This window comes from Profundicola chukchiensis, from assembly GCF_029664245.1.
Lineage (GTDB): Bacteria > Bacteroidota > Bacteroidia > Flavobacteriales > Weeksellaceae > Profundicola > Profundicola chukchiensis.
In genome coordinates, this window is the sequence record NZ_JANAIE010000002.1 from 355,709 (window position 1) to 377,155 (window position 21,447).

22 protein-coding genes and 1 tRNA gene are annotated in these 21,447 nt (G+C 34.3%); 16 read left to right on the forward strand and 7 right to left on the reverse strand.

The genetic code is table 11. The annotated features are described in order from the left end of the window. Positions 1 to 299: 299 nt before the first annotated feature. Positions 300 to 1,043: a LytR/AlgR family response regulator transcription factor gene (locus tag NLM59_RS03850; RefSeq protein WP_304416424.1), complete on the forward strand. Its 744-nt coding sequence runs from the start codon at positions 300 to 302 to the stop codon at positions 1,041 to 1,043. Positions 1,044 to 1,046: 3 nt separating this feature from the next. Then, the gene (locus NLM59_RS03855; RefSeq protein ID WP_304416425.1) at positions 1,047 to 2,432 is read left to right on the forward strand and encodes a sensor histidine kinase; all 1,386 of its coding nucleotides are present in this window, start codon (positions 1,047 to 1,049) and stop codon (positions 2,430 to 2,432) included. A gap of 31 nt (positions 2,433 to 2,463) precedes the next feature. On the opposite strand, the gene NLM59_RS03860 is transcribed toward NLM59_RS03855, so the two are convergent. Further along, positions 2,464 to 4,587 carry a TonB-dependent receptor gene (locus tag NLM59_RS03860; RefSeq protein WP_304416426.1) on the reverse strand — a complete coding sequence of 708 codons (2,124 nt, stop codon included), beginning with the start codon at positions 4,585 to 4,587 and terminating at the stop codon, positions 2,464 to 2,466. A 205-nt stretch (positions 4,588 to 4,792) separates the two neighbouring features. Further along, positions 4,793 to 4,999 carry a hypothetical protein gene (locus NLM59_RS03865; protein ID WP_304416427.1) on the reverse strand — a complete coding sequence of 69 codons (207 nt, stop codon included), beginning with the start codon at positions 4,997 to 4,999 and terminating at the stop codon, positions 4,793 to 4,795. A gap of 169 nt (positions 5,000 to 5,168) precedes the next feature. On the opposite strand from NLM59_RS03865, the gene NLM59_RS03870 reads away from it, so the two are divergent. Both NLM59_RS03870 and NLM59_RS03875 read left to right on the forward strand, forming a co-directional pair. Beyond that, a complete protein-coding gene (locus NLM59_RS03870) occupies positions 5,169 to 6,059 on the forward strand; it encodes a bifunctional 5,10-methylenetetrahydrofolate dehydrogenase/5,10-methenyltetrahydrofolate cyclohydrolase (RefSeq protein ID WP_304416428.1) in 891 nt (296 codons plus the stop codon). Positions 6,060 to 6,062: 3 nt separating this feature from the next. Beyond that, on the forward strand, positions 6,063 to 6,704 hold the full coding sequence (locus NLM59_RS03875) for a 7-carboxy-7-deazaguanine synthase QueE (protein ID WP_304416429.1): 642 nt from the start codon (positions 6,063 to 6,065) through the stop codon (positions 6,702 to 6,704). Between the two features lie 67 nt (positions 6,705 to 6,771). Here NLM59_RS03875 and NLM59_RS03880 read toward each other — a convergent pair whose 3' ends face one another. Genes NLM59_RS03880 through NLM59_RS03890 form a run of 3 tightly spaced genes read right to left on the reverse strand, consistent with a single transcriptional unit; the run spans position 6,772 to position 9,545 of the window. Continuing rightward, on the reverse strand, positions 6,772 to 7,302 hold the full coding sequence (locus NLM59_RS03880) for a DUF4136 domain-containing protein (RefSeq protein ID WP_304416430.1): 531 nt from the start codon (positions 7,300 to 7,302) through the stop codon (positions 6,772 to 6,774). Between the two features lie 2 nt (positions 7,303 to 7,304). Then, complete coding sequence (gene murB / locus NLM59_RS03885) at positions 7,305 to 8,327, reverse strand: UDP-N-acetylmuramate dehydrogenase (RefSeq protein ID WP_369426760.1); 1,023 nt, start codon at positions 8,325 to 8,327, stop codon at positions 7,305 to 7,307. A 24-nt stretch (positions 8,328 to 8,351) separates the two neighbouring features. Continuing rightward, positions 8,352 to 9,545: a pyridoxal phosphate-dependent aminotransferase gene (locus NLM59_RS03890; RefSeq protein ID WP_304416431.1), complete on the reverse strand. Its 1,194-nt coding sequence runs from the start codon at positions 9,543 to 9,545 to the stop codon at positions 8,352 to 8,354. A 104-nt stretch (positions 9,546 to 9,649) separates the two neighbouring features. Between NLM59_RS03890 and NLM59_RS03895 the strand changes: the two genes are divergently transcribed. Genes NLM59_RS03895 through NLM59_RS03910 form a run of 4 tightly spaced genes read left to right on the forward strand, consistent with a single transcriptional unit; the run spans position 9,650 to position 11,908 of the window. After that, positions 9,650 to 9,919, forward strand: coding sequence for a YtxH domain-containing protein (locus NLM59_RS03895; protein WP_304416432.1), 270 nt, complete (start codon positions 9,650 to 9,652; stop codon positions 9,917 to 9,919). Between the two features lie 18 nt (positions 9,920 to 9,937). After that, on the forward strand, positions 9,938 to 10,264 hold the full coding sequence (locus NLM59_RS03900; protein WP_304416433.1) for a phage holin family protein: 327 nt from the start codon (positions 9,938 to 9,940) through the stop codon (positions 10,262 to 10,264). A 2-nt stretch (positions 10,265 to 10,266) separates the two neighbouring features. Next, positions 10,267 to 10,617 (forward strand): hypothetical protein, encoded by a 351-nt coding sequence (locus NLM59_RS03905; protein ID WP_304416434.1) that lies wholly within the window; start codon positions 10,267 to 10,269, stop codon positions 10,615 to 10,617. A gap of 52 nt (positions 10,618 to 10,669) precedes the next feature. After that, entirely contained in the window at positions 10,670 to 11,908 is a 1,239-nt protein-coding gene (locus NLM59_RS03910) for a PDZ domain-containing protein (protein WP_304416435.1), read from the forward strand. Position 11,909: 1 nt separating this feature from the next. Here NLM59_RS03910 and NLM59_RS03915 read toward each other — a convergent pair whose 3' ends face one another. After that, positions 11,910 to 12,284: a DUF1573 domain-containing protein gene (locus NLM59_RS03915; RefSeq protein ID WP_304416436.1), complete on the reverse strand. Its 375-nt coding sequence runs from the start codon at positions 12,282 to 12,284 to the stop codon at positions 11,910 to 11,912. 115 nt (positions 12,285 to 12,399) lie between these two features. Here NLM59_RS03915 and NLM59_RS03920 point away from each other — a divergent pair, with 115 nt between their 5' ends. Then, complete coding sequence (locus NLM59_RS03920; RefSeq protein WP_304416437.1) at positions 12,400 to 15,015, forward strand: valine--tRNA ligase; 2,616 nt, start codon at positions 12,400 to 12,402, stop codon at positions 15,013 to 15,015. A gap of 75 nt (positions 15,016 to 15,090) precedes the next feature. On the opposite strand, the gene NLM59_RS03925 is transcribed toward NLM59_RS03920, so the two are convergent. After that, a complete protein-coding gene (locus NLM59_RS03925) occupies positions 15,091 to 15,996 on the reverse strand; it encodes an alpha/beta fold hydrolase (protein ID WP_304416438.1) in 906 nt (301 codons plus the stop codon). A gap of 180 nt (positions 15,997 to 16,176) precedes the next feature. Between NLM59_RS03925 and NLM59_RS03930 the strand changes: the two genes are divergently transcribed. From NLM59_RS03930 to lipA, 7 genes are all read left to right on the forward strand, one after another. Continuing rightward, positions 16,177 to 16,500, forward strand: coding sequence for a hypothetical protein (locus NLM59_RS03930; protein ID WP_304416439.1), 324 nt, complete (start codon positions 16,177 to 16,179; stop codon positions 16,498 to 16,500). Then, positions 16,497 to 18,275: a DNA mismatch repair endonuclease MutL gene (gene mutL / locus NLM59_RS03935; protein ID WP_304416440.1), complete on the forward strand. Its 1,779-nt coding sequence runs from the start codon at positions 16,497 to 16,499 to the stop codon at positions 18,273 to 18,275. Before NLM59_RS03930 ends, mutL begins: the two co-directional genes overlap by 4 nt. 28 nt (positions 18,276 to 18,303) lie before the next feature. Then, positions 18,304 to 19,077 (forward strand): rhomboid family intramembrane serine protease, encoded by a 774-nt coding sequence (locus NLM59_RS03940; protein ID WP_304416441.1) that lies wholly within the window; start codon positions 18,304 to 18,306, stop codon positions 19,075 to 19,077. A gap of 2 nt (positions 19,078 to 19,079) precedes the next feature. Then, positions 19,080 to 19,949: a rhomboid family intramembrane serine protease gene (locus NLM59_RS03945; protein ID WP_304416442.1), complete on the forward strand. Its 870-nt coding sequence runs from the start codon at positions 19,080 to 19,082 to the stop codon at positions 19,947 to 19,949. A 69-nt stretch (positions 19,950 to 20,018) separates the two neighbouring features. Then, positions 20,019 to 20,089: transfer RNA gene (locus tag NLM59_RS03950), tRNA-Cys, on the forward strand. Between the two features lie 55 nt (positions 20,090 to 20,144). Beyond that, the gene (locus NLM59_RS03955) at positions 20,145 to 20,390 is read left to right on the forward strand and encodes a hypothetical protein (RefSeq protein WP_304416443.1); all 246 of its coding nucleotides are present in this window, start codon (positions 20,145 to 20,147) and stop codon (positions 20,388 to 20,390) included. Positions 20,391 to 20,440: 50 nt separating this feature from the next. Beyond that, positions 20,441 to 21,325, forward strand: a complete 885-nt coding sequence (gene lipA / locus NLM59_RS03960) for a lipoyl synthase (RefSeq protein ID WP_304416444.1) — start codon at positions 20,441 to 20,443, stop codon at positions 21,323 to 21,325. Positions 21,326 to 21,447 lie beyond the last annotated feature (122 nt).

Here is a 21,447-nt window from a genome sequence, read left to right on the forward strand (position 1 = left end):
GCATGATTTATTGTATAAAATGCACGAAATCGATGATTAACGGTTTTTTGCAAATATTAATTTTAGCCCAAAATCACCTACTTCTATCGTTTTAGTAGGTTGAAATTTAATTTTAAATCAAATAATTGATTAGATTTAATGGTGAGAAAGCCAATTTTATAGTTCTTAAAGCAGATTTTTAAATAGATGGTTTGAACCGTTTATACATGAAATCCTACCGTTTATACTGGAATTCATACCGTTCATACAATTTAATGGACACTTGGTTTATTTTTTAATACTTTTAATCAAAATTGACAATGCGCTGTATAATAATAGATGACGAAGTAAATGCTATAAAAGCACTACGTTGGGAGATTGAAAATTATCTACCAGAATTAACTATTGTATCAACATTTAATTCTGCAATTGACGCTTTAGAATATTTAAAGTCTCATCCAGCTCCTGATTTAGTATTTCTAGACATTGAGATGCCAGAAATGAATGGCTTCGATTTTATTAATAGTGTTCCAGATAGAGAGTTTGAAATTGTTTTCACTACCGCCTATAGCGAATTCGCATTAGAAGCAATTAAAAAAGAAGCGGTTGATTATTTATTAAAACCGATCGATTCTGAGGATTTACGAAAAGCCGTTGAAAAATTAAAGAAAAGATTAGCGCCTATTCAAAAGCAAGAGAATATAACCGAAAATTTAAAAGCTATTAAAGGTTATAATTCAAATGAATCTGATAAGGTTAAGATTAGTTTTGATGGTAAGATTAATTTCATGAACCCTGAGGAGATTGTCTATTTAATGAGTGATGGAAACTATTCTAAGCTTTATTTACAAGATGGCAAAGAGATTCTATTGACATTTAAACTCAAGGAAATGCAACAAGAATTACCAGAAAAATATTTCTTTAGAGTGCATAAGTCATACATAATTAATGTTCAAAAAATAAGTTCGTTTTATAAAAACGAGAACTTTATAGTTTTAAATGAAAAGATAAACATTCCTTTAGCTAGAAGTAGAAAGGCAGAGTTTATAAGGAAATATTTATAGAAATTGGTTTTTGAATTACACATATTCCTTTGGCATATTACCATGGCAGTCTTATTTGTTTATGGTTGTATCTCAATGGCATTGTTTTTCACCTCAAGGAGAAACTTATTCTTGTTTTATTCACTCTATTTGTTTCTTCTTTCCATTTATATATTTGATAAAAACAGCTATACTTTTCAGATTCCAGCCAATACTTTTACCAAGATTTTCAATTGGTATATACAAGTTATTTATCATGTGGCTTACATATGGTTCAGCGTTTCGTTTGTCAATTACCTAACACATTATCCTGGGCATAGAAAGGTTATAAAACAGTATTCATATATACTCCTTGGCTTAGGAAGTATCATGTTCGTTTACACGCTAATCACCGCCAATGTTGTTTTATATATAGACTACTTTACATATATTCACGTGCCGCTGATAATTCTGGGAATTATTTATGGAATTTATAAAACCTTATTGGTTAAAGAGCCGATGACGTCCTTCTATTTTCCAGGCCTGATATCTTATATCATATTTTCACTTAGTGCGCTATATCTTACACTTTACCCCGACCCAAGCATTTCATTTGAGCCAATATCGTATTTATATATTGGGATTTTGATTGAAACAAGTTTGTTTGCGATTGGTATTGGATATTATACACAACAAATTTATTCTAAATCTCTTTTGGTTGAAAAAGAACTGAATACTGCACAAAATGAATTAAGAGAAAAATTAAGATTACAACTAGATCAAACGGAATTAGAAAACACGATTAGCAAGCTTAAGATTAACTCACTACAAGGCCAAATGAATTCTCATTTCATATTCAATATTCTGAATTCTATTAAAACCTTTATAGCTGAGAATAATCAAGAAGCTGCCATTAATTTTTTAAATAAATACGCCAAATTAGTGCGAGAGTATTTAAAAGGGAGTGATCTTGAGACCAATGATTTAGAGGATGAAATCAACACCGTTAAACTTTATGTTGAATTAGAAAATATGCGCTTAAATAATTCACTTGATTTTAAACTAAACATCAGCGAGGAACTCAATCTGAGATCCATAAAAATTCCTACGCATGTTTTAATTCCTTTTATTGAAAACTCTATTTGGAAAGGATTATTTAGACAAAAAGAGCAGAAATTTCTTTCTCTAGATATTGGAAAAGAGAATAATATGGTTGTGATTCGTATAGAAGATAATGGGATTTATAGCGCTCAAGAGTCCTCGAGAAATAATTTAAACTTGGTAAAGAGCATGCAAGTGGCTGAAAAGAAGATCGATACCTTCAATAAATCCAATGAAGACAAAATCTCATATTATCATGAACTCAAAGAGGATGGCGGAATTCAAAAACTTGAAGTTCCAATACCATCCTCTTTTAAAATTCAGATTTAGTGTCGATTAGTTTTAAATCAATATTCTCATCTTAGAATCCGAACTTCGCTCCTATCATAAAGTTTCTTCCAGCTTGTGGGAAATAATAAGGTCCTTCGTAATAATATGCATTGTTAACATATAACTTATCGAAGATATTGTTTACCATTAATCTCAAGTTTAAGTCATGCTTATTAAACTTAAAGGTATAGCTAGCTAAGAAATCAGCTAGGAAGTAAGAATCTAATAAACCATCTTCTGCCTCGAAATTGGTTATAAACTGCTCAGAAACATATTTATTAGTTAAATTCAATTTTAAAGCTTCTACTGGATAAACATCAAGTCCAAATGAAGTAACAATTTCTGGCGTATATGCAATTTTTGTACTTCCCATATCTACAATAGTTCCATCATCTTTCAGCAACTGATAATCTAAGTTTCTACTATGATTATAAGCAAAGTTTCCGAATAGATTCACTTTGTTTTGTAGTACTCTTTTGCTGAAATCTAATTCAATTCCAGATCTAAAGCTTTCTCCCACATTCTCTCTTACAGGGTTTCCAACATCATCAATTTGCCCTGTTAAAACTAATTGATCTAAGTAGTACATATAGAATACGTTCACACCAAAGTTCAACCAATTTTGAGTTCTAAATCCAAGCTCAAAATCGTGTAAAGTCTCAGGTTTTACTTTGTCAACATTTGCTAAAATATCTGAACGAGTTGGCTCTCTATGTGTTAATCCATAGCTTAAATACATTCTACTTTGAGGCATTCTATAAGTAATACCCGCCTTTGGGTTTACGAAAGTCCAAGAGAAATCATAAGGCACAAAGTCTTTAAATGAATTATCCCCGCCATTCTTATAATCTGCATCATAGTTAATCGTTCTTACCTGAACATCTCCGAACAATTCGAAATTATCCATTTTGTAGTTCGCTTTAGCATAACTAGAAAACTCTGTTTTCAAAGACTCATTCTCATAGTATCTGTGTCCAGCAGCAAAATTTACATCTGAATCAACTAAATCCTCTACGGTTCCATAATGGCCACCGATATAGTGATTTAAAGCAGCTCCAAAATATAAATCGAAGTCATTTAAGTTTTTAGCTTCTAAGTTAAATACTCCACCAAAGAAATGATTATCTAAGTATTGTCTTCTAATCACATCCGCTTCATCATCTGATGCTAACCAGTAATTTGATAATGTAGCATCTTGCTTATATTCTTCGTAATATCCTTTTCCACGGGTCCAATGAAGTGTAGCTGTAGAACGCCATGTATCATTCCATTTTTGTCTCCAATAAGTATGTAAGTGGTTTTGAACATAATTATCTGTTTGATTATCATAGTAATCAACCACATTCCAGTTTTCATCGTAGATAGCACCTGCTGGGTTATGCGTTCTATCATCTTCCATGGTTTGACCATCTATACCATACCAGGCTTGATATGTTTTTTGTGCTCCAAATAAGTTCATTACTTGGAATTCCGTTTTCTTATTTGGTCTATAATAAGCGTTTAAGGCAGCAGAAAACAAATCGCTGCTAGCTCTGTCGATATAACCATCTGTCTGGATATAACTTACTCGGGTATCTACATTAAATTTATTCTCTGCAAAATCACCTGTTCCCGCATTTAAACCATATTTCATAGTATTAAAACTACCATATGCAGCTTCTAAATCGGCATAAGGCTTTCTATTTCTGGCATTGGTTTCTAAATTCACGCTACCGCCAAAAGCTGCAGCACCATTGGAAGAAGTTCCAACCCCTCTTTGAATTAAAACATCCTGTGCAGAAGAAGCTACATCTGGAAAGTTAACCCAGAAAATTCCGTGAGATTCACTATCATTAACGGGAACTCCGTTAAACGTCATATTCATCTGATTTTGATCAATCCCACGAACACGCATAGACGTATATCCAATTCCGTTACCTGCATCAGATGTACTAACTACCGATGTCGCGTTCTTTAAAAGAATAGGCAAATCTTGACCTAAACCCTTCTCTCTTAGGGTTCTATTTGTAATTTTCTCACTAGTAATTGGAAGTTCAGCCATAGCATGTACGGCTGATAGCTGAATCGTATCGCTCTCCATTAATTCCTCTACTTCTTGCGCAAAGCCAAGTGTGCTTGCTCCAAGAATTGAACATAAAAAAATCCTCTTCAACATTTTAAAATTGTTTAGAAAAGGAGTACGATCGTTCACGAAATCGAAAAACTTAAATTCCTTGGCAGCATTACCTGCCCAGGTTCTAGAGTATTATCTCAGCTTTTGCGAACAAAAGCACCCCTTTTAATTATTCTGCAAATCTAGGTATAAATATTCGAATAAATCGAAAATAATTCAATAAACTAAAGTCTTAAATAAATTTACCTTAATCGTTGAGGTCGTAATTATCATCGTCTTTCTTAATATACTTATAGTAAATAAATAAGCCGATCACCATTCCTACGCCTCCACCAAAGGCATTCATTAAGGCTTGTTCTTGTGTTGCACCATCTTGTCTAATCATAACAATATACATTACAACCACTGCTACAACAAAGCTAAAGGCAAAAAATGGCCAATTCAATTTTTTCATAGACACAAATATACAGAATTAGGGATTAGAGCTAGAAATTAGAGTAAAATTAATGCCTCGAAAACCAAGTCACTTTCTTCTGAATGCCTAAATTAAATCAGATATAATTCATCTTTTTAAATTCATCTTTCATCAACGAACTCCTTATCTTTGCAAAAATTTTACTTCCATGCAATTATTAGACGGTAACAAAACTTCTAAACAGATCAAAGAAGAAATTAAAACTGATGTAGCTAAACACGTAGCAGATGGATATCGTCCACCTCATTTAGCCGCTGTTTTAGTAGGTAGCAATCCTGCAAGCCAAAGCTATGTTAACTATAAAATCAAAGATTGTAGCATGGTTGGATTTAAATCTACCTTGCATGAATTAGCTGATGATGTTAGCGAAAAGGATTTATTAATTTTAATTGATGAATTAAACCGTCAAGAAGATTTAGATGGTTATATCGTTCAATTACCTTTGCCTAAGCATATTAATGAAGACAAAATCATTCAAGCGATTGATCCAATTAAAGATGCTGATGGATTCCACCCAACCAACTTAGGTAGAATGGTCTTGGATTTACCAACCTATTTACCAGCAACTCCTTACGGAATTATGGAAATGCTAGAGCGTTATCACATCGATACCAATGGTAAAAATGTTGTGGTTTTAGGTAGAAGTAACATTGTTGGTAGACCGATGAGTATTTTGTTAAGCCAAAAAGGTAATCCAGGAAATGCTACGGTTATACTTTGCCACAGTAGAACAGAAAATATTAAAGAATTTACGCTAAATGCAGATATTATTATTGCTGCATTAGGTGTTGCTAACTTCTTAACTGCTGATATGGTGAGCGATGGTGCAGTTATTGTAGATGTTGGAATCAACCGAGTAGAAGACAATACTTCAAAAAGTGGCTTTAAGTTAATTGGTGATGTTGACTTTGACAATGTTAAAGAAAAAGCATCTTATATAACACCGGTACCTGGTGGTGTAGGTCCAATGACGAGAGCTATGTTATTGAAAAACACATTACACGCTTACAAGCGAAATTATTTAAACAAAGAAGATTAATATATGACACAATCCCTAAGTGAGGAACAGAAAAGACGAATGAATGAAGGGACCTTGTTACCCATCATGGAGCATTTTTACACTTTACAAGGTGAAGGTGCACATACTGGCGTTGCATCCTATTTTATTAGAATAGGTGGATGCGATGTGGGTTGCCATTGGTGTGACGTAAAAGAAAGTTGGGAAGCAGGAAAACATCCACTCACTGAGGTTGATAGTTTAATAGACGAAGTAACTAAATATACTAAGACCGTTGTATTAACTGGCGGCGAGCCATTAACTTGGAACTTAGATTACATAACTTCTAAGTTAAAGGAAAAAGGCTGCAGCATTCATATCGAAACTTCGGGAGCCTATCCATTAAGCGGACAATTAGATTGGATTTGTCTTTCTCCAAAGAAAACCATGCATCCAAAACCTGAAGTAATTGCTAAGGCCAACGAGTTGAAATGCATTGTTTATAACCATAGTGATTTTGATTTTGCAGAGAAGTTTGCAGCTCAAGTTTCTGATTCTTGTGAATTGTACTTACAGCCAGAATGGAGCAAAAGAGAAGTTATGATGCCTAAGATTGTTGACTATATTTTAGCCAATCCAAAATGGAAGGTTAGCTTACAAACACATAAGTATTTAAACATTCCATAGATCTTAGAATATTTAGATTTAACCTATAAAAAAAGAGCGAAGTGATATACTTCGCTCTTTTTATTTATTATTTCTTTTGGGGAGGATATTTACTCAATAGCTTATTCATAGCTGTAGAAATAACCTCTGTATTATCTGCGTTTGGTGAAATATCTTTTTCAAATACACCTTGCCAAACCAAATTGTTAGTTTTAGAATCTACCATTTCTATGATATAGTTTTTATGAAGACGTTTTCTAGAAATCGGAATTCCTACAGAAACACCAACTCCACCTCGTCTACCATAGTTACCCGAACCTATTCCGATATTACCAGCATTGCGCTTAACTTCATTTTCATGTGTTTTAATATCGATTAATAAATCAGGCGCCTCTACCTTGGACATTCCTTTGGCGTTTAATTCATGTTCAATCGCATTTAAAATCCTAGTTTGATCTAAACCGTTTGTTTTTCCCCACTGAATATTTGTATAAAAATTATAAGTTTTATACTGAGAAAAATCTACGTTTCTGTCGTAATCTGTAGCTACATCGGCTGTTCCACAAGAAGTAAGAACAAAAAACATAGCAACTAGAGATAATAAATATTGAATTTTCATGATCATACGATTATATTCACTTCTCGCTCTAACTCTATGCCAAATTTCTCCAACACATCTTTTAGGATTTTCTCTGATAAATCATACACATCCTGTCCCGAACCATGGTTATGATTTATTAAAACCAAAGCTTGTCTCTCATGAACGCCCACTTTGTCATTTCTGAAACCTTTCCAACCTGCTTTTTCAATCAACCAACCTGCTGGAACTTTAGTTCGTCCATCCTCTACAGGATATCCTGGAATATCAGCGAAATCCCTTTGAAGAAGTATATACTCTTCGTTCATTATCGTTGGATTCTTAAAAAAAGATCCCGTATTCGGAATTTCTTTAGGATTTGGTAATTTACTTTCTCTAATAGCAATTACCACCTGACTCACCTCTTGAATACTAGGTTTTTTAATCCCCATTTCTTCTAATTGAGCTTGAATAGCGCCATAAGAAGTTTTTACTTCATGATAGTTTTTAGTCAACTTAAAAGTAACAGAGGTAATAATATATTGTCCTTTTAAATCATTTTTAAAAACTGATTCTCTATAACCAAATTTACACTCGGCGTGAGAAAATGTTCTTATCTCACCAGTTGCAATTTCAATAGCTTCAAGTTCAACGAAATTATCTTTAATCTCAACACCATAGGCGCCTATATTCTGCATAGGTGACGCGCCCACCTTTCCTGGTATCAATGATAAATTCTCTAATCCACCGAAATCATTTTGAAGGGTGTACATAACGAATTCGTGCCAGTTCTCGCCAGCATTCGCTTTTACCCAAACATGTGTTTCATCTTCTTTAACTACTTCTCTTCCTAGAATATTGATATAAAGAATCGTTCCTTTAAAATCTTGAAGAAATAAAACATTACTTCCTCCACCCAATATATAAAGAGGCGATTGGTAGTTTTTACTAACCAATAATTCCTTCAAGTCATTTATCGTATTTATTTCAATAAAATAACCTGACTGCACCTCCACTTGCATGGTGTTATAGTCGCGAAGAGAAAAATTGGTCTGTGTTTCGATCATCTAGATTTATTAATCAAGTATTACCTATCTAGCTCTATAAGCCTCTAATCCTTTTTCTAAAATTTTAACCGCTTTATCTAATTCAGATATTTCTAATACATAAGCGATTCTAACTTCATCTAAACCAGAATTTGGTGTTGAGTAGAAACCTGTATTGGGAGCAACCATAACGGTTTCACCATTGTATTCAAAGTCTTCTAGCATCCACTTAGCAAAATCTTCTGCGTTCTCAACAGGAAGTTTAGCAACACAATAAAACGCACCTTTTGGTTTTGGAACAAATACACCATCAATTCGGTTTAGCGCATCAACAACAAAGTTTCTTCGCTGTGAATACTCAGCCTTAGCTTGCATTAAATATCCCGCAGACTCCCTATGTGCAGCTGTTGCAATAATTTGGCTCACTAGAACTGGACTCAAACGAGCTTGTGCAAACTTCATTGCTGCTGCCAATAACTCTTCATTTCTACTAATCATAGCCCCCAAACGAATTCCGCACATACTGAAACGCTTAGATTCTGAATCTATAACGATTGCATTTTGCGCTAAATCTGGGTAAGCTAAAACGGATATATGATTTTCATCGTAAGTAAATTCACGATAAACCTCATCTGAGATTAAATACAAATCATGCTTCAGAACTAAATCACGAAGTTTATCTAATTCTTCTTTTGAATATAAATATCCAGTTGGGTTTCCTGGGTGACAAATAACAATCGCTCTTGTTTTGTCTGTAATCTTTTTCTCGAAATCAGCAATATCTGGTAAAGCAAAACCACTTTCAATTGAAGCAGAAATAGGAACTACATTAACGTCTGTTTGCACAGAAAAGCCATTGTAGTTTGCGTAAAAAGGCTCTGGAATAATGATTTCATCACCAGCATTCGCAATTAAACTTAAAGTAAATAACAAAGCTTCTGATCCGCCATTGGTTACCATAAAATTACTTGGAGTAAGATCAGAAAAACCTTTTCCGTGATAATAAGTAGTTAATGCTTCGCGATATTCTAGCGTTCCTTCTGATCGTGTATAGGCCAAAACCGGAATATTCCATTCGTGCATAGCCTCAATAGACTGAATTGGACTTGGTATATCGGGTTGGCCAATGTTTAAGTGATAAACATTCAATCCTTTCTGCATGGCAATATCTGCACTCGGCATCAATTTTCTGATTGGCGAAGCAGGCATTTGATCTGCTTTATGTGATAATTTCGGCATAAAAAAATATTCTTCGGTAAAAGTAAGAAATATGGTATTGTTTTTGTAAATTTAAACAGAGAAAATATTAAAACTAATTAACTAACATTAAAAAATTGAATATTATGAGTAGATACAATGAAACTGGAGCAATCCTAGGAAGTCTTTTTGTAGGCGCATTAGCAGGAGCAGTAGCTGCCTTATTATTAGCACCACAAAGTGGAAAAGAAACTAGAGACAAATTAGCTGACGAAGCTGAAAAGTTAAAAGAAGAAATCGAGAAATATGCTAGCGACTTTAGCGACAAAGCTAAACAAGCAAAAGCAGATCTTGAAGACAAGCTTAAACGCACTGAAGCTCAATTGAGAGATGTTGAGGAAGAGTTAGGAGTATAATAATATTATACCTTAACTATGCTAGGACTTAACTCAATTAAAACTTACGTACAGGACCAAATAGCCTTGGTGAAACTTGAAGGAATCGAGGCTGTTGGTCGTGTAGTATCACGGATAGTTTATCTTCTATTAATTACCATGTTTGCAATGTTTTTTGTATTGCTACTTAGCTTTGCAGGAGCGTTTTATTTAGGTGAAATATATGGAAGAGGAAATGGGTTTTTGATGGTAACTGGAATATATCTATTGTTGATAATACTTCTAGTGATATTAAAAAAGCCAATACAGAATTTAATCTTAAATATCTCAATCGCTGCTTCTATGGCAGACAATAATGATGACTAATTATGGCGAATACTAAAATAAATACTTTAAACGAGCTAAGAGCGAGAAAAGAACAATTAAAACAAGAGTTGGAAGGAGGTTTTGAAAATCCTTTTGATAATGTTAAACAACTTCTTGGGAAATACACCTCGGGTGATGCAAATCCAGTTGCTCTTTTTGATAAATCCGAAAATGGACGAAATGAGCTTATGGATGAAGGCGTTAAAGCTATTCTAACGATTGTTGCGAGTACAGCCGTTACTAGATTTAAATTAGGCCCGATTCCAAAACTATTAATTACAACGGGTGTTGCGATCGCAACTCCTTACATAGTAGATAAAATTCAAGAAAAAATTCGTGGAAATAAGAATTAAAAATTAAATCTTTCACGTTTTTATCACTTCAATTTTTTACCTTTAATACATTATGGGTAATGGATTGAAGTTTTTTTATGCCTTCGCTATTCTAGGAATATTTTCCTACAGCCAAATTACAAGCGATTTTCAATCTGATAAAAATTGCTTTACTGTTACTTTCACAGAAATTAATAACCTTATCATCTTCCCAGTAGTTCTCAATGAATCGACTGCTATGAATATGATTCTAGATAGCGGCTCTCCATTTACCCTCATCCTAGAAACCGCTGGTTTAGACGAACTCACCATTAAAAAAGGAAAGAACATTACCATAGGTGGGCTGGGGCATGGTTACACTATTGAAGCTTATGATTCTAGGTTCAATCATCTAAAGGTTGGAAAAGCGCTGAAAGAGGATACAAACCTTATTCTTATCATTGACTCTCCGATCAATCTACAGAAATTTCTCGGAATGCCAGTTCATGGTGTGGTAGGCTATGATGTTTTAAAAGATTTTGTGGTTGAGATAAATTATATCTCGAAAAAACTAAAATTCTATAAACACGATTACTTTTACGCTAAAAAGAAACATAAAATCAGAAAGCATGATTCTTTTCCACTAACTTTCCATGAGAGAAAACCCTATATTCAGGCTAAAGTGGGATACAAATCCTATCATGCAGAGGCTGCTAATTTATTAGTTGATACGGGTGGATGGGATGCAGTTTGGTGGTTTGAACAATCTGAACCACATATACCTTTACCTACTCGAAATTATCAAGATACTTTGGGTTATGGAATCAACGGCCCCATTACAGGTCATCGCAGCAAGACAGACTATATAGAATTAGGCGAATATAAATTTAATCGTCCTACCACGAGTTTTCCAGATAGTGCTTCTATCGCTTATGCCATTTCACATAAAAGCAGAAATGGTAGTATTGGAGGTGAAATTTTAAAACGATTTAACGTTGTGTTTGATTACAAGAATCAACTTCTATATTTAAGGCCAAATATTAACTTCAAGAATGCATTTCATTATGACATGAGTGGTCTTAAATTAGAGAAACCCTTTATTCCACTACCATTTTTAGAAATAGTTTCAATTAGACCAAATTCTCCGGCCTATCATAGCGGTTTAAAAAAAGGGGATTTATTGGTTTCAATAAATGGTGACGACATCAAGCAAGGAGAATTAGGGAAAGTAAATAAACTTTTCTCCTCAAAACCAGGCAAAAAAATAACCGTCTCTTTGTTAAGAGACGGTCAAAAGCTTTCTAAATCTTTTTATTTAGCAGAGCCGTTTTAGCTTATAGCTGCTCTACTACTCTACCTTTAATTCTTACAATCTTACGTCCGTTTTCTTGTGCGTTAGAATGAACTTCGATGGTTTTGTTAAAAGGTCCAACACGTTTTGTGTCATATCCAACTTTGATCTTTCCAGATTCTCCTGGAGCAATAGGCTCTTTTGGATAATCTGCAACAGTACAACCACAAGATGGCTTCACCAGTCTAATTACCAATGGCTTATCACCAGAGTTTTTAAACGTATAAGATCTCGCTCCATCTGCACCTTTGGTTATATCTCCATAGTCAATAACTTCTTGCTCAAATGCAATCTCTTGTGCTTGTAATCCAACAAATGCAACAAGAGTGAATACTAGGGAATAGAATAATTTTTTCATAATACTTATTTTCAATTACTTTTAAAGAAATTCAAATTTAAAGAAATTTTTTTTAAATCTAACTTATCTTACTTTTGCAACTCATCACAAAGTTATTCAAAATACATACCAATCTATGAATATTCCTTCAAAGTACAACCCTAAGATTACCGAAGAAAAATGGTATAACTTCTGGCAGGACAATGGTTTCTTTCACTCAGAGCCCGATGATCGTCCATCTTATACGATTGTAATTCCACCTCCAAACGTTACAGGTGTTTTACACATGGGGCACATGTTAAATAATACCATTCAGGATATTCTTATTAGAAAAGCTAGAATGTCAGGCTTTAATGCTTGTTGGGTACCTGGAACCGACCATGCTTCAATTGCCACAGAGGCTAAAGTTGTACAAAGACTAAAAGAAAAAGGTATTTCTAAAGCAGACTTAACAAGAGAAGAGTTCATGGACTATGCTTGGGAGTGGACACACGAGCATGGTGGAGTGATTTTAGAACAACTTAAGAAGCTAGGTGCTTCTTGTGACTGGGACAGAACTAAATTTACTTTAGACGAAGATTTATCTGCATCTGTTATTAAGGTTTTTGTTGATTTATACAACAAAGGTCAAATTTACCGAGGCTTTAGAATGATTAACTGGGATCCTCAAGCTAAAACCAATATCTCGGACGAGGAGGTAAATCACATAGAGCAAGCAGGTAAATTATACTACGTTAACTACCCTATAGAAGGTGAAGATGGCGAATTTATTACCATTGCCACTACGCGTCCTGAGACTATCTTAGGTGATACTGCAATTTGTGTTAATCCCAATGATGAGCGTTTCACTAAATATCACGGTAAAAATGTGATTGTTCCTATCGTTGGCAGATCAATTCCTATCATTCAAGATGATTATGTAGATATGGAATTCGGAACGGGTGCCTTAAAAATTACACCTGCTCACGACGTAAATGACTACGAAATAGGGAAAAGACATGAATTAGAAATCATTGATGTACTTGATGATGATGCTAATCTAAATGAGCATGGACTTCACTATCAAGGAAAAAACAGATTTGTCGTTCGTAAAGAGTTTTCTAAAGAATTAGAAGAAAAAGGATTCCTAGCGAAGGTTGAAGATTATAAAAATAAAGTTGGAACTTCTGAAAGAACGGGTGAAGTTATTGAACCTAAATTATCAGTTCAGTGGTTCTTAAAAATGGATGAGATTACCAAGCCAGCTTTAAAAGCTATTGCTGATAAAGAAATCAACTTATATCCAGAAAAATATAAAAACACTTGGAATCACTGGTTGGAAAACACTTTCGACTGGAACATTTCTCGTCAGTTATATTGGGGACATAGAATCCCTGCTTATTTCTACGGTGAAGGAATGGAAGATTTTGTTGTTGCAACCACCCCAGAAGAAGCTTTAAAGTTAGCTCAGGAAAAATCTGGAAAAGATTTAAAATTAGAAGATTTACGTCAAGAAGATGATGTTTTAGATACTTGGTTCTCTTCTTGGTTATGGCCTATCTCTGTATTCAATGGAGTATTAGAGCCAGATAATAAAGAAATTAACTACTACTACCCTACGCAAGACTTGGTTACAGGACCAGATATTATTTTCTTTTGGGTAGCTAGAATGGTAATGGCCGGATACGAGCTAAGAGACGAAAAACCATTCTCTAATGTTTACTTCACAGGAATTGTGAGAGATAAACAAAGAAGAAAAATGTCTAAATCTCTAGGAAACTCACCAGACCCTATTGAGTTAATGAACAAATACGGTGCAGATGGTGTTCGTGTTGGTTTGATGTTGAGTTCTTCTGCTGGAAACGATTTATTATTTGATGAAGATTTATGTTTACAAGGTCGAAACTTCGCCAATAAAATCTGGAATGCTTTCCGTTTGACACAAGGATGGGAAACAGCAGATCTTGAGCAAGAAAAAGCTGCAGCTACAGCAAATCAGTGGTTTGAATCTAAAATGAATGAAACCATTGCAGATATGGACGCCAACTTACAGAAATTCCGTATTTCTGATGCCTTAATGAGCTTATATAAATTAATTTGGGATGATTACTGTTCAACTTATTTAGAAGCAATTAAACCTGCTTACCAACAGCCTATCCCAGCAGCTACACAAAAACAAGCTACAGAGTTTTTAGAAAATCTGATTAAGTTATTACATCCTTATATGCCTTTCATTACAGAAGAAATCTGGCAATTAATGGAAGACAGAAATGCAGAAGATGCTTTAATTGTTGCTGATTATCCAAAAACTAAAGAAGTTGATTCAGCTATTTTAGAGAAGTTCAACGTTTCTACCGATGTGGTTTCAGGAATTAGAAATATCAGAAATGAGAAAAACATTCCTAACAAAGAAGTTTTAGAATTATTTACAGATAGTGACGAAACTTTCTTTTCAGAAATTATAGAAAAGCTAGGAAATGTTAATTTAAACATCTCAACCGAAGTTCCAGAAAATGCGCAGTCTTTCAGAGTGGGCACCCAAGAGTTTTCTATCCCATTAGAAGGATTTATTGATACCGAAGCAGAAATCGAGAAATTAACGGATGAGAAAAAATATTTAGAAGGTTTCTTAAATTCAGTTCGCAAAAAACTAGGTAACGAAAAGTTTGTTAATGGTGCTCCAGAAGCAGTTGTTAATGCTGAACGCAAAAAAGAAAGTGATGCATTGGAGAAAATTGCAATGATTGAGGATCAGTTGAGTAAATTGAAATAAATTCAATCAAACTAAATATAGACAACTGCTACAATTTAAAATTGTAGCAGTTTTTTTATGTTGAATTTCAAGCCTTTACTCTGATAAAAACTCCTTCAGAGGCTCAACACTCGTTTTAGGAATTTCCTCCATAGGAACGTGACCTGCTTCATCAAAAATCACCAACTTACTATTTGGTGTATTCTCATAAAACTGTTTTGCATCCTCTACGGGAAGTACATTATCTCGCTGTCCCCAAAGGATTAAAATAGGCTGCTTAATGTTAGAAATCTTATCTATTCTTGGGTCAACTTTGTCTTTAACGAATTCTAAAGTTTTACTAATATCTACCATAGCCTTCATATTTCCCTCGCGCTTAATTAAATCTATGTATCTATCAACTGTTTTAGAATGAATTCTATCTCGATTGGCATAAACTTCTTGCACCGTTCGTTTAAAAACCGAACTCGGCGCATAATTTCTAATCATGTAATCAATCTTGGGAATTCTAGCTAAATGTGTCAACATGAGAAGTTTCTTATTTGTAATTCTACATCCAGCTGCATTGATTAAAATAAGTTTTTCTACCATATTTGGATAATCTAAAGCAAAATTCCATGCAATATTTCCACCCATTGAGTTGCCACCAATAATGCACTTTTCGACTCCAAGTTCAGTCAAAAACTGCTTCAGAAAACTGGTATATCGATTTGTGCTATAATCAGCATCTGGAAATGCACCCGTCAAACCAAATCCCGGTAAATCTAAACGTATAATCCTAAACTCACTACTCAATCTATCTACCCAAGAATTAAAAGTATAAAGATGAGCTCCAAAACCATGCAGCAATACCAATGGTGTCCTATCATCAGCTATACCTTCATCACGATAATGAACCTCTAGGTTATTCAATTTTAAAAACTGAGAAGGAGCTTGAGCGTATTTTTCTTTAAGATCTTCTATACCTAAAGGCTTTTTGGTACTAAAATTAAATTTCATCATCTAAGGTTAAACTAAGTTCTTAATTACTTTTAATGTATAATATCCCTGCAAATTCAAGTCCTATTTATTCAAAATCATAAGATTAAATCAAAACTTAACGATTCCTTTAATTTATAAATAAAATTCAAGCCCAAGCTTAGTTCAAGTGAACTCATCTAAAATTCATATCTTTGTAGGGATATGAGCAAACTTTTTAAGGGACATACAACGCGCAAGTTCAATTATATTCCTCGTTATTATGACAAGGAAAATAACGACTTGATTTACAATCGTATTGGCGATGGTAAATTCGCGCAGAATTATGTTAGAAAAAAGAAAATGAAGGGAGATCAAGAATTAGATAACGAAAAGCGCATTGACTTTTCTAGTTATAGAGTTCGTCCCAAAAGAAGTAAATCTTCGCCTCAGTTTAATACCATGATAATTTTGGTAGCACTCATGCTTTTGCTAGCTATCATGTGGATTATTACCAACCCCAACTTTACCAATATTTTTAGCGAATGAGTGATGTGATTCGATTATTGCCTGACCATGTTGCAAATCAAATTGCTGCAGGTGAGGTAGTACAACGACCTGCGTCTGTGGTAAAAGAATTATTAGAGAATGCCATTGACGCCAAGGCAACTTCAATTCAATTAATCATAAAAGAGGCCGGCCGACAATCTATTCAAGTGATAGATAACGGTAGCGGAATGTCTGTAACAGATGCGCGTATGGCCTTTGAGCGCCACGCAACTTCAAAAATATCTACTACAGATGATATTTTCCACATCCAAACCAAAGGATTTCGTGGAGAGGCACTAGCTTCGATTGCGGCAGTTGCCCAAGTTGAACTTAAAACTAAACAAGAAGATGAGGAAGTTGGTCATTTATTGAGGATTCATGGCGGAGAAGTCAAGGCACAAGAAGCCACAGTTACGCCAACTGGAACGATGATTAGTGTTAATAATCTATTTTTTAATGTTCCAGCGAGACGAAACTTCTTAAAATCAAATCAAGTAGAGTTTCGTCATATTATGGACGAGTTTCATCGTGTTGCTCTATCGCATGAAAATATTGACTTTAGCTTAATTCATAATGACAATGAGGTTTTTAGACTTAATGGAACTCATTTAGCACAAAGGATTTTACATGTCTTTGGCAAAAAACTCGAAGGTCAATTAATTCCGATTTCAGAAGCCACCGATATCGTTAAAATATCAGGATTCATCGGAAAACCAACCACTGCTAAGAAATCCCGTGGCGAACAGTTTTTCTTTGTTAATCATAGATTTATCAGAAGTGGCTATATGCACAAAGCAATTCAAAATGCTTTTGAAAATTTAATTGCTCCAGGCGAACATCCTACTTATTTTATTTTCATGGAAATCGATCCAGAAAATATTGATATTAATATCCACCCTAGTAAAACAGAAATTAAATTTGTTGAAGAAGCAGCCATTTATGCACAACTTAGAGCGGCTACTAAACATGCTTTGGGTCAGTTTCAGGTAACTCCAACGATTAATTTCGATCAACCTGATTGGGATTTACCTGTAGTGAATAAGCAAAAAGAAATTAAAGCTCCACAGATCAGTGTAGACAGAAACTATAATCCTTTTCAAACACAGCCAAAAACTACTTATATACCCTCCACTCCTTCTCCGAAGCCAGGCGGGTCTTATAATTATTATGAATTAGAAAAGGAGCCCGAACCAACTCAGGCATTTTTTCTAGAGAAAGAAGAAACTAAATCGAACCAGTTAATGCAATGGCAAAATGCCTACATTATTACTGAATATGCCGGAGAGCTTATTATCATTGACCAACATAGAGCGCATCAGAGCATTCTATATCAATCATTTATAAAGAAAAGCAAGGGTAATATTTTGAGTCAACAACTGCTTTTTCCAATTGAAATGGATTTATCGAAAAATGAATCCTTAAAAGTAAAAGACGCAGAGCAATATTGGATTTCCTTTGGTTTTGACTTAGAAATTGAAGAAGAATATTTAAGAATTAAAGCCATTCCAGGGGATTTACAATCTGAAATGATTACTCCATTGTTCACAGATTTTCTATCCGCTGATTTAGATATAGAAGAAGTTGAATACAGTTCTATCTTGGCTAAATTCATGGCTAAGGCGGCAGCTATTAGAAAAGGAACTCCAATATCACGTGAAAAACAACAAGATCTAGTGCAACAACTATTTGCTTTAGAGCAGTTTAATTATTCTCCCTTTGGAAAAGTAATTTATAAATCCTTTACTTTGCAGGATATCAAAAAGCAATTAGACTAATTTACAGGTCTTTAATAACTAAAATCCTATGTTTCAAAATATACCAACCATTACAAAGAACTTGCTGATTATAAATGCATTATTCTTTTTAGCCAAATTTGTATTTGGTGAAACAGGTTATAATTTAGATGTATTTTTCGGTGCATTTTATCCAGAGTCAGTTAACTTTAAAAGTTATCAGATTATTAGTCACATGTTTATGCATGGTGACACGATGCACTTTTTCTTTAATATGTTTGCCTTATGGATGTTTGGTAGCGCTGTAGAGAAAGCCTTAGGTGAGAAAAGATATGTTATTCTCTACTTTGTAGCAGGATTGGGTGCATTTGCCTTATTTAACCTTACCAATTACTTTTCTATTAACGAGTTTAAAGCTGCCGTAACCAATCAAGGCTTAATTGATTCAGTGAATCAATTTGCCAAGTTAGAAGTCTTAGGAGGAAGTACATCAGATCAGATAAATAATAACTTTAATACTTGGCTTCAAGCTAATAATACGGTACCAACAGATGCCAATCAAGAATTATTTTTAGGCTATTCAATCCCAATGGTTGGAGCATCTGGAGCGATTTTCGGCGTTTTAGTTGCCTTTGGAATGATGTTCCCAAATGCTATTTTAATGCTCATCTTCCCTCCGATTCCATTAAAAGCCAAATATTTTATTCCTATTTACATCATTATTGAACTTTACTTAGCGGTTCAGGCACATCCAGGCGACAATGTGGCACATTATGCACATTTGGGTGGTGCTTTGCTAGGATTTATAATGATTAGATACTGGAAAAAAACAAGTTTAAATTAATAATGCAACAAATCTTAGAAGATTTAAAAAGGAGATACGCTAATGGTCATTTGGCCATGAAACTAATTTATATCAATGTAATCATCTACATTGTGGTTGCCCTTTTGGGGTCGATTAGTCCCATCAATATTGTAGAGCACTTAAGTCTAAATGATAATTTTGAATCATTACTAAAGAAGCCTTGGTCGATTGTTACCTATATGTTTTTACATAATGGATTCTTTCATTTACTATTCAACATGATCATGTTGTACATCATGGGCGAGTTCTTTTATCGCTATTTTGGCGACAAAGCTTTCGCGAGATTTTATTTTATTGGAGGAATATGTGGAGGAATTTTATTTATGCTATTTTATCTCCTGCTAGAATCTCTAAACTTGACTGCAACCATAAATAAAACCATGCTAATAGGTGCTTCTGCGGCAATTTATTCTGTTTTATTTGCCATGGTTGCCTATCAGCCTGATTTAAAAGTTAGATTATTTTTCTTTTCTCAACCCATTAAATTGCTACACGTTGCTATCGGGTTTATTGCATTAGGCTTTATCATGAGCGCTGAAAATTTAGGTGGAAACATTTCTCATGTTGGTGGGGCTTTATTCGGGTACTTCTACATGAAGAAATTTGAACGCGGTAATACTTTACTCTCTGATTTTCAAGATAAATTGAGTAATCTATTTAAGAAGAGACCAAGTAAATCTACCTTTAAAACAGATGACAAACCGCCTAGAGATGATTACGACTACGCGGATTGGAAAAAGAAGAATGAAGATAAGACTAATCGAATCTTAGAAAAGATTTCAAGGTCTGGATATAGTAGTCTAACTGCCTCTGAAAAAGAGTTTTTATTCAAACAAGGCAAAGGAAAATAGTAATTTTTAAATTCTTACTTGTAACTTCAAAACTTATTGATTAAATTTGCCATCCTTAAGCTCACAAACGGTTCCGTGGCCGAGCGGCTAGGCATAGGTCTGCAAAACCTCGTACAGCGGTTCGAATCCGCTCGGAACCTCTACAAAACCCTTAATAATTAGATTATTAAGGGTTTTTATTTTATCTTCCATTTAATGAAGAATCTATACTACATAAACAATCTCGATTGGTGGGTACTTCTTCTACCTCATCCCAAAATTGCGTCTAGATTCGATTATGAGGTTTATAAAACAAAAACTTCTTGTTTTCCACTTTTAAAAGGCATTAAAACCGAAAATCACCCCATTCGTGTTCAACAAATTTCTGTAGGCATTACCAAAAAGCAAGTACAATTGCTTGACATTGAATTAAATAAATTAATTGAGGATCTATTATCTTAAATTATAGCTTGTCTTCAAGATTTCTTAACTTTGAAGCTGATTATTTTACTATGTCAACAAGCATTGAAACAGCTCCAAAAGAAACTAATACTCCACTTGCAAAACCAAAATGGTTACGCGTAAAGCTACCTACTGGTAAGAAGTATCGTGAGTTAAGAGGTTTAGTAGATAAATACGAACTAAACACCATTTGCCAAAGTGGTTCTTGTCCAAACATGGGTGAATGTTGGGGAGATGGTACAGCTACCTTTATGATATTGGGTAATATCTGTACACGCTCTTGCGGTTTTTGTGGTGTTAAAACAGGTCGACCGCTAGCGGTGGATTATACGGAACCAGAAAAAGTTGCCAATTCTATTAAATTAATGCAGATTAAACATGCTGTATTAACTTCTGTAGATAGAGACGACATTAAAGACATGGGATCGTTTATTTGGGCAGAAACAGTGAATGCAGTACGTAGAATAAGTCCTGGCACAACCATGGAAACTTTAATCCCAGATTTCCAGGGGATTCATCAGCATATCGACCGTCTATTGGAAGTTTCACCAGAGGTTATTTCTCATAATATGGAAACCGTTAAACGATTGACAAGAGAAGTAAGAATTCAAGCGAAATACGAACGCAGTTTAGATGTTTTAAAATACCTTAAAGACCAAGGTCAGCGCAGAACCAAAACAGGCTTAATGCTTGGTTTAGGGGAAGAAAACGAAGAGGTTTTTGAAACTATTCAAGACATTAGAAATGCTGGCGTAGATATCATTACGATTGGACAATATTTACAACCAAGTAAAAAGCATTTACCAGTTAAAAAATTCATTACACCAGAAGAGTTTAAAGAATTTGAAGTATTTGCAAAAGGGCTTGGGTTCAGACATGTTGAAAGTTCTCCTTTAGTAAGATCTAGCTACAAAGCAGCAAAACATATTGAGTAATCACAAGTTACTTAGTTATTGCATAGCACCCTTTTATTCTTGTATTAGATAATCTTAGTGGTATAGAATTATCTAATTCTTAGACTTATCTAATTTACAATTTGATTTTTATTTGATTGTAT

Excerpts from the sequence above, each read along its gene's own strand:
- NLM59_RS03850 (WP_304416424.1), top strand. The coding sequence starts at position 300 with ATGCGCTGTATAATAATAGATGACGAAGTAAATGCTATAAAAGCACTA.
- NLM59_RS03945 (WP_304416442.1), top strand. The coding sequence starts at position 19,080 with ATGCAACAAATCTTAGAAGATTTAAAAAGGAGATACGCTAATGGTCAT.
- murB (WP_369426760.1), bottom strand. The coding sequence starts at position 8,327 with ATGATCGAAACACAGACCAATTTTTCTCTTCGCGACTATAACACCATG.
- NLM59_RS03890 (WP_304416431.1), bottom strand. The coding sequence starts at position 9,545 with ATGCCGAAATTATCACATAAAGCAGATCAAATGCCTGCTTCGCCAATC.
- NLM59_RS03870 (WP_304416428.1), top strand. The coding sequence starts at position 5,169 with ATGCAATTATTAGACGGTAACAAAACTTCTAAACAGATCAAAGAAGAA.
- NLM59_RS03955 (WP_304416443.1), top strand. The coding sequence starts at position 20,145 with ATGAAGAATCTATACTACATAAACAATCTCGATTGGTGGGTACTTCTT.
- NLM59_RS03905 (WP_304416434.1), top strand. The coding sequence starts at position 10,267 with ATGGCGAATACTAAAATAAATACTTTAAACGAGCTAAGAGCGAGAAAA.
- NLM59_RS03875 (WP_304416429.1), top strand. The coding sequence starts at position 6,063 with ATGACACAATCCCTAAGTGAGGAACAGAAAAGACGAATGAATGAAGGG.
- NLM59_RS03940 (WP_304416441.1), top strand. The coding sequence starts at position 18,304 with ATGTTTCAAAATATACCAACCATTACAAAGAACTTGCTGATTATAAAT.
- NLM59_RS03925 (WP_304416438.1), bottom strand. The coding sequence starts at position 15,996 with ATGATGAAATTTAATTTTAGTACCAAAAAGCCTTTAGGTATAGAAGAT.
- NLM59_RS03900 (WP_304416433.1), top strand. The coding sequence starts at position 9,938 with ATGCTAGGACTTAACTCAATTAAAACTTACGTACAGGACCAAATAGCC.
- NLM59_RS03860 (WP_304416426.1), bottom strand. The coding sequence starts at position 4,587 with ATGTTGAAGAGGATTTTTTTATGTTCAATTCTTGGAGCAAGCACACTT.
- NLM59_RS03910 (WP_304416435.1), top strand. The coding sequence starts at position 10,670 with ATGGGTAATGGATTGAAGTTTTTTTATGCCTTCGCTATTCTAGGAATA.
- lipA (WP_304416444.1), top strand. The coding sequence starts at position 20,441 with ATGTCAACAAGCATTGAAACAGCTCCAAAAGAAACTAATACTCCACTT.
- NLM59_RS03865 (WP_304416427.1), bottom strand. The coding sequence starts at position 4,999 with ATGAAAAAATTGAATTGGCCATTTTTTGCCTTTAGCTTTGTTGTAGCA.
- NLM59_RS03915 (WP_304416436.1), bottom strand. The coding sequence starts at position 12,284 with ATGAAAAAATTATTCTATTCCCTAGTATTCACTCTTGTTGCATTTGTT.
- NLM59_RS03895 (WP_304416432.1), top strand. The coding sequence starts at position 9,650 with ATGAGTAGATACAATGAAACTGGAGCAATCCTAGGAAGTCTTTTTGTA.
- NLM59_RS03920 (WP_304416437.1), top strand. The coding sequence starts at position 12,400 with ATGAATATTCCTTCAAAGTACAACCCTAAGATTACCGAAGAAAAATGG.
- mutL (WP_304416440.1), top strand. The coding sequence starts at position 16,497 with ATGAGTGATGTGATTCGATTATTGCCTGACCATGTTGCAAATCAAATT.
- NLM59_RS03880 (WP_304416430.1), bottom strand. The coding sequence starts at position 7,302 with ATGAAAATTCAATATTTATTATCTCTAGTTGCTATGTTTTTTGTTCTT.
- NLM59_RS03930 (WP_304416439.1), top strand. The coding sequence starts at position 16,177 with ATGAGCAAACTTTTTAAGGGACATACAACGCGCAAGTTCAATTATATT.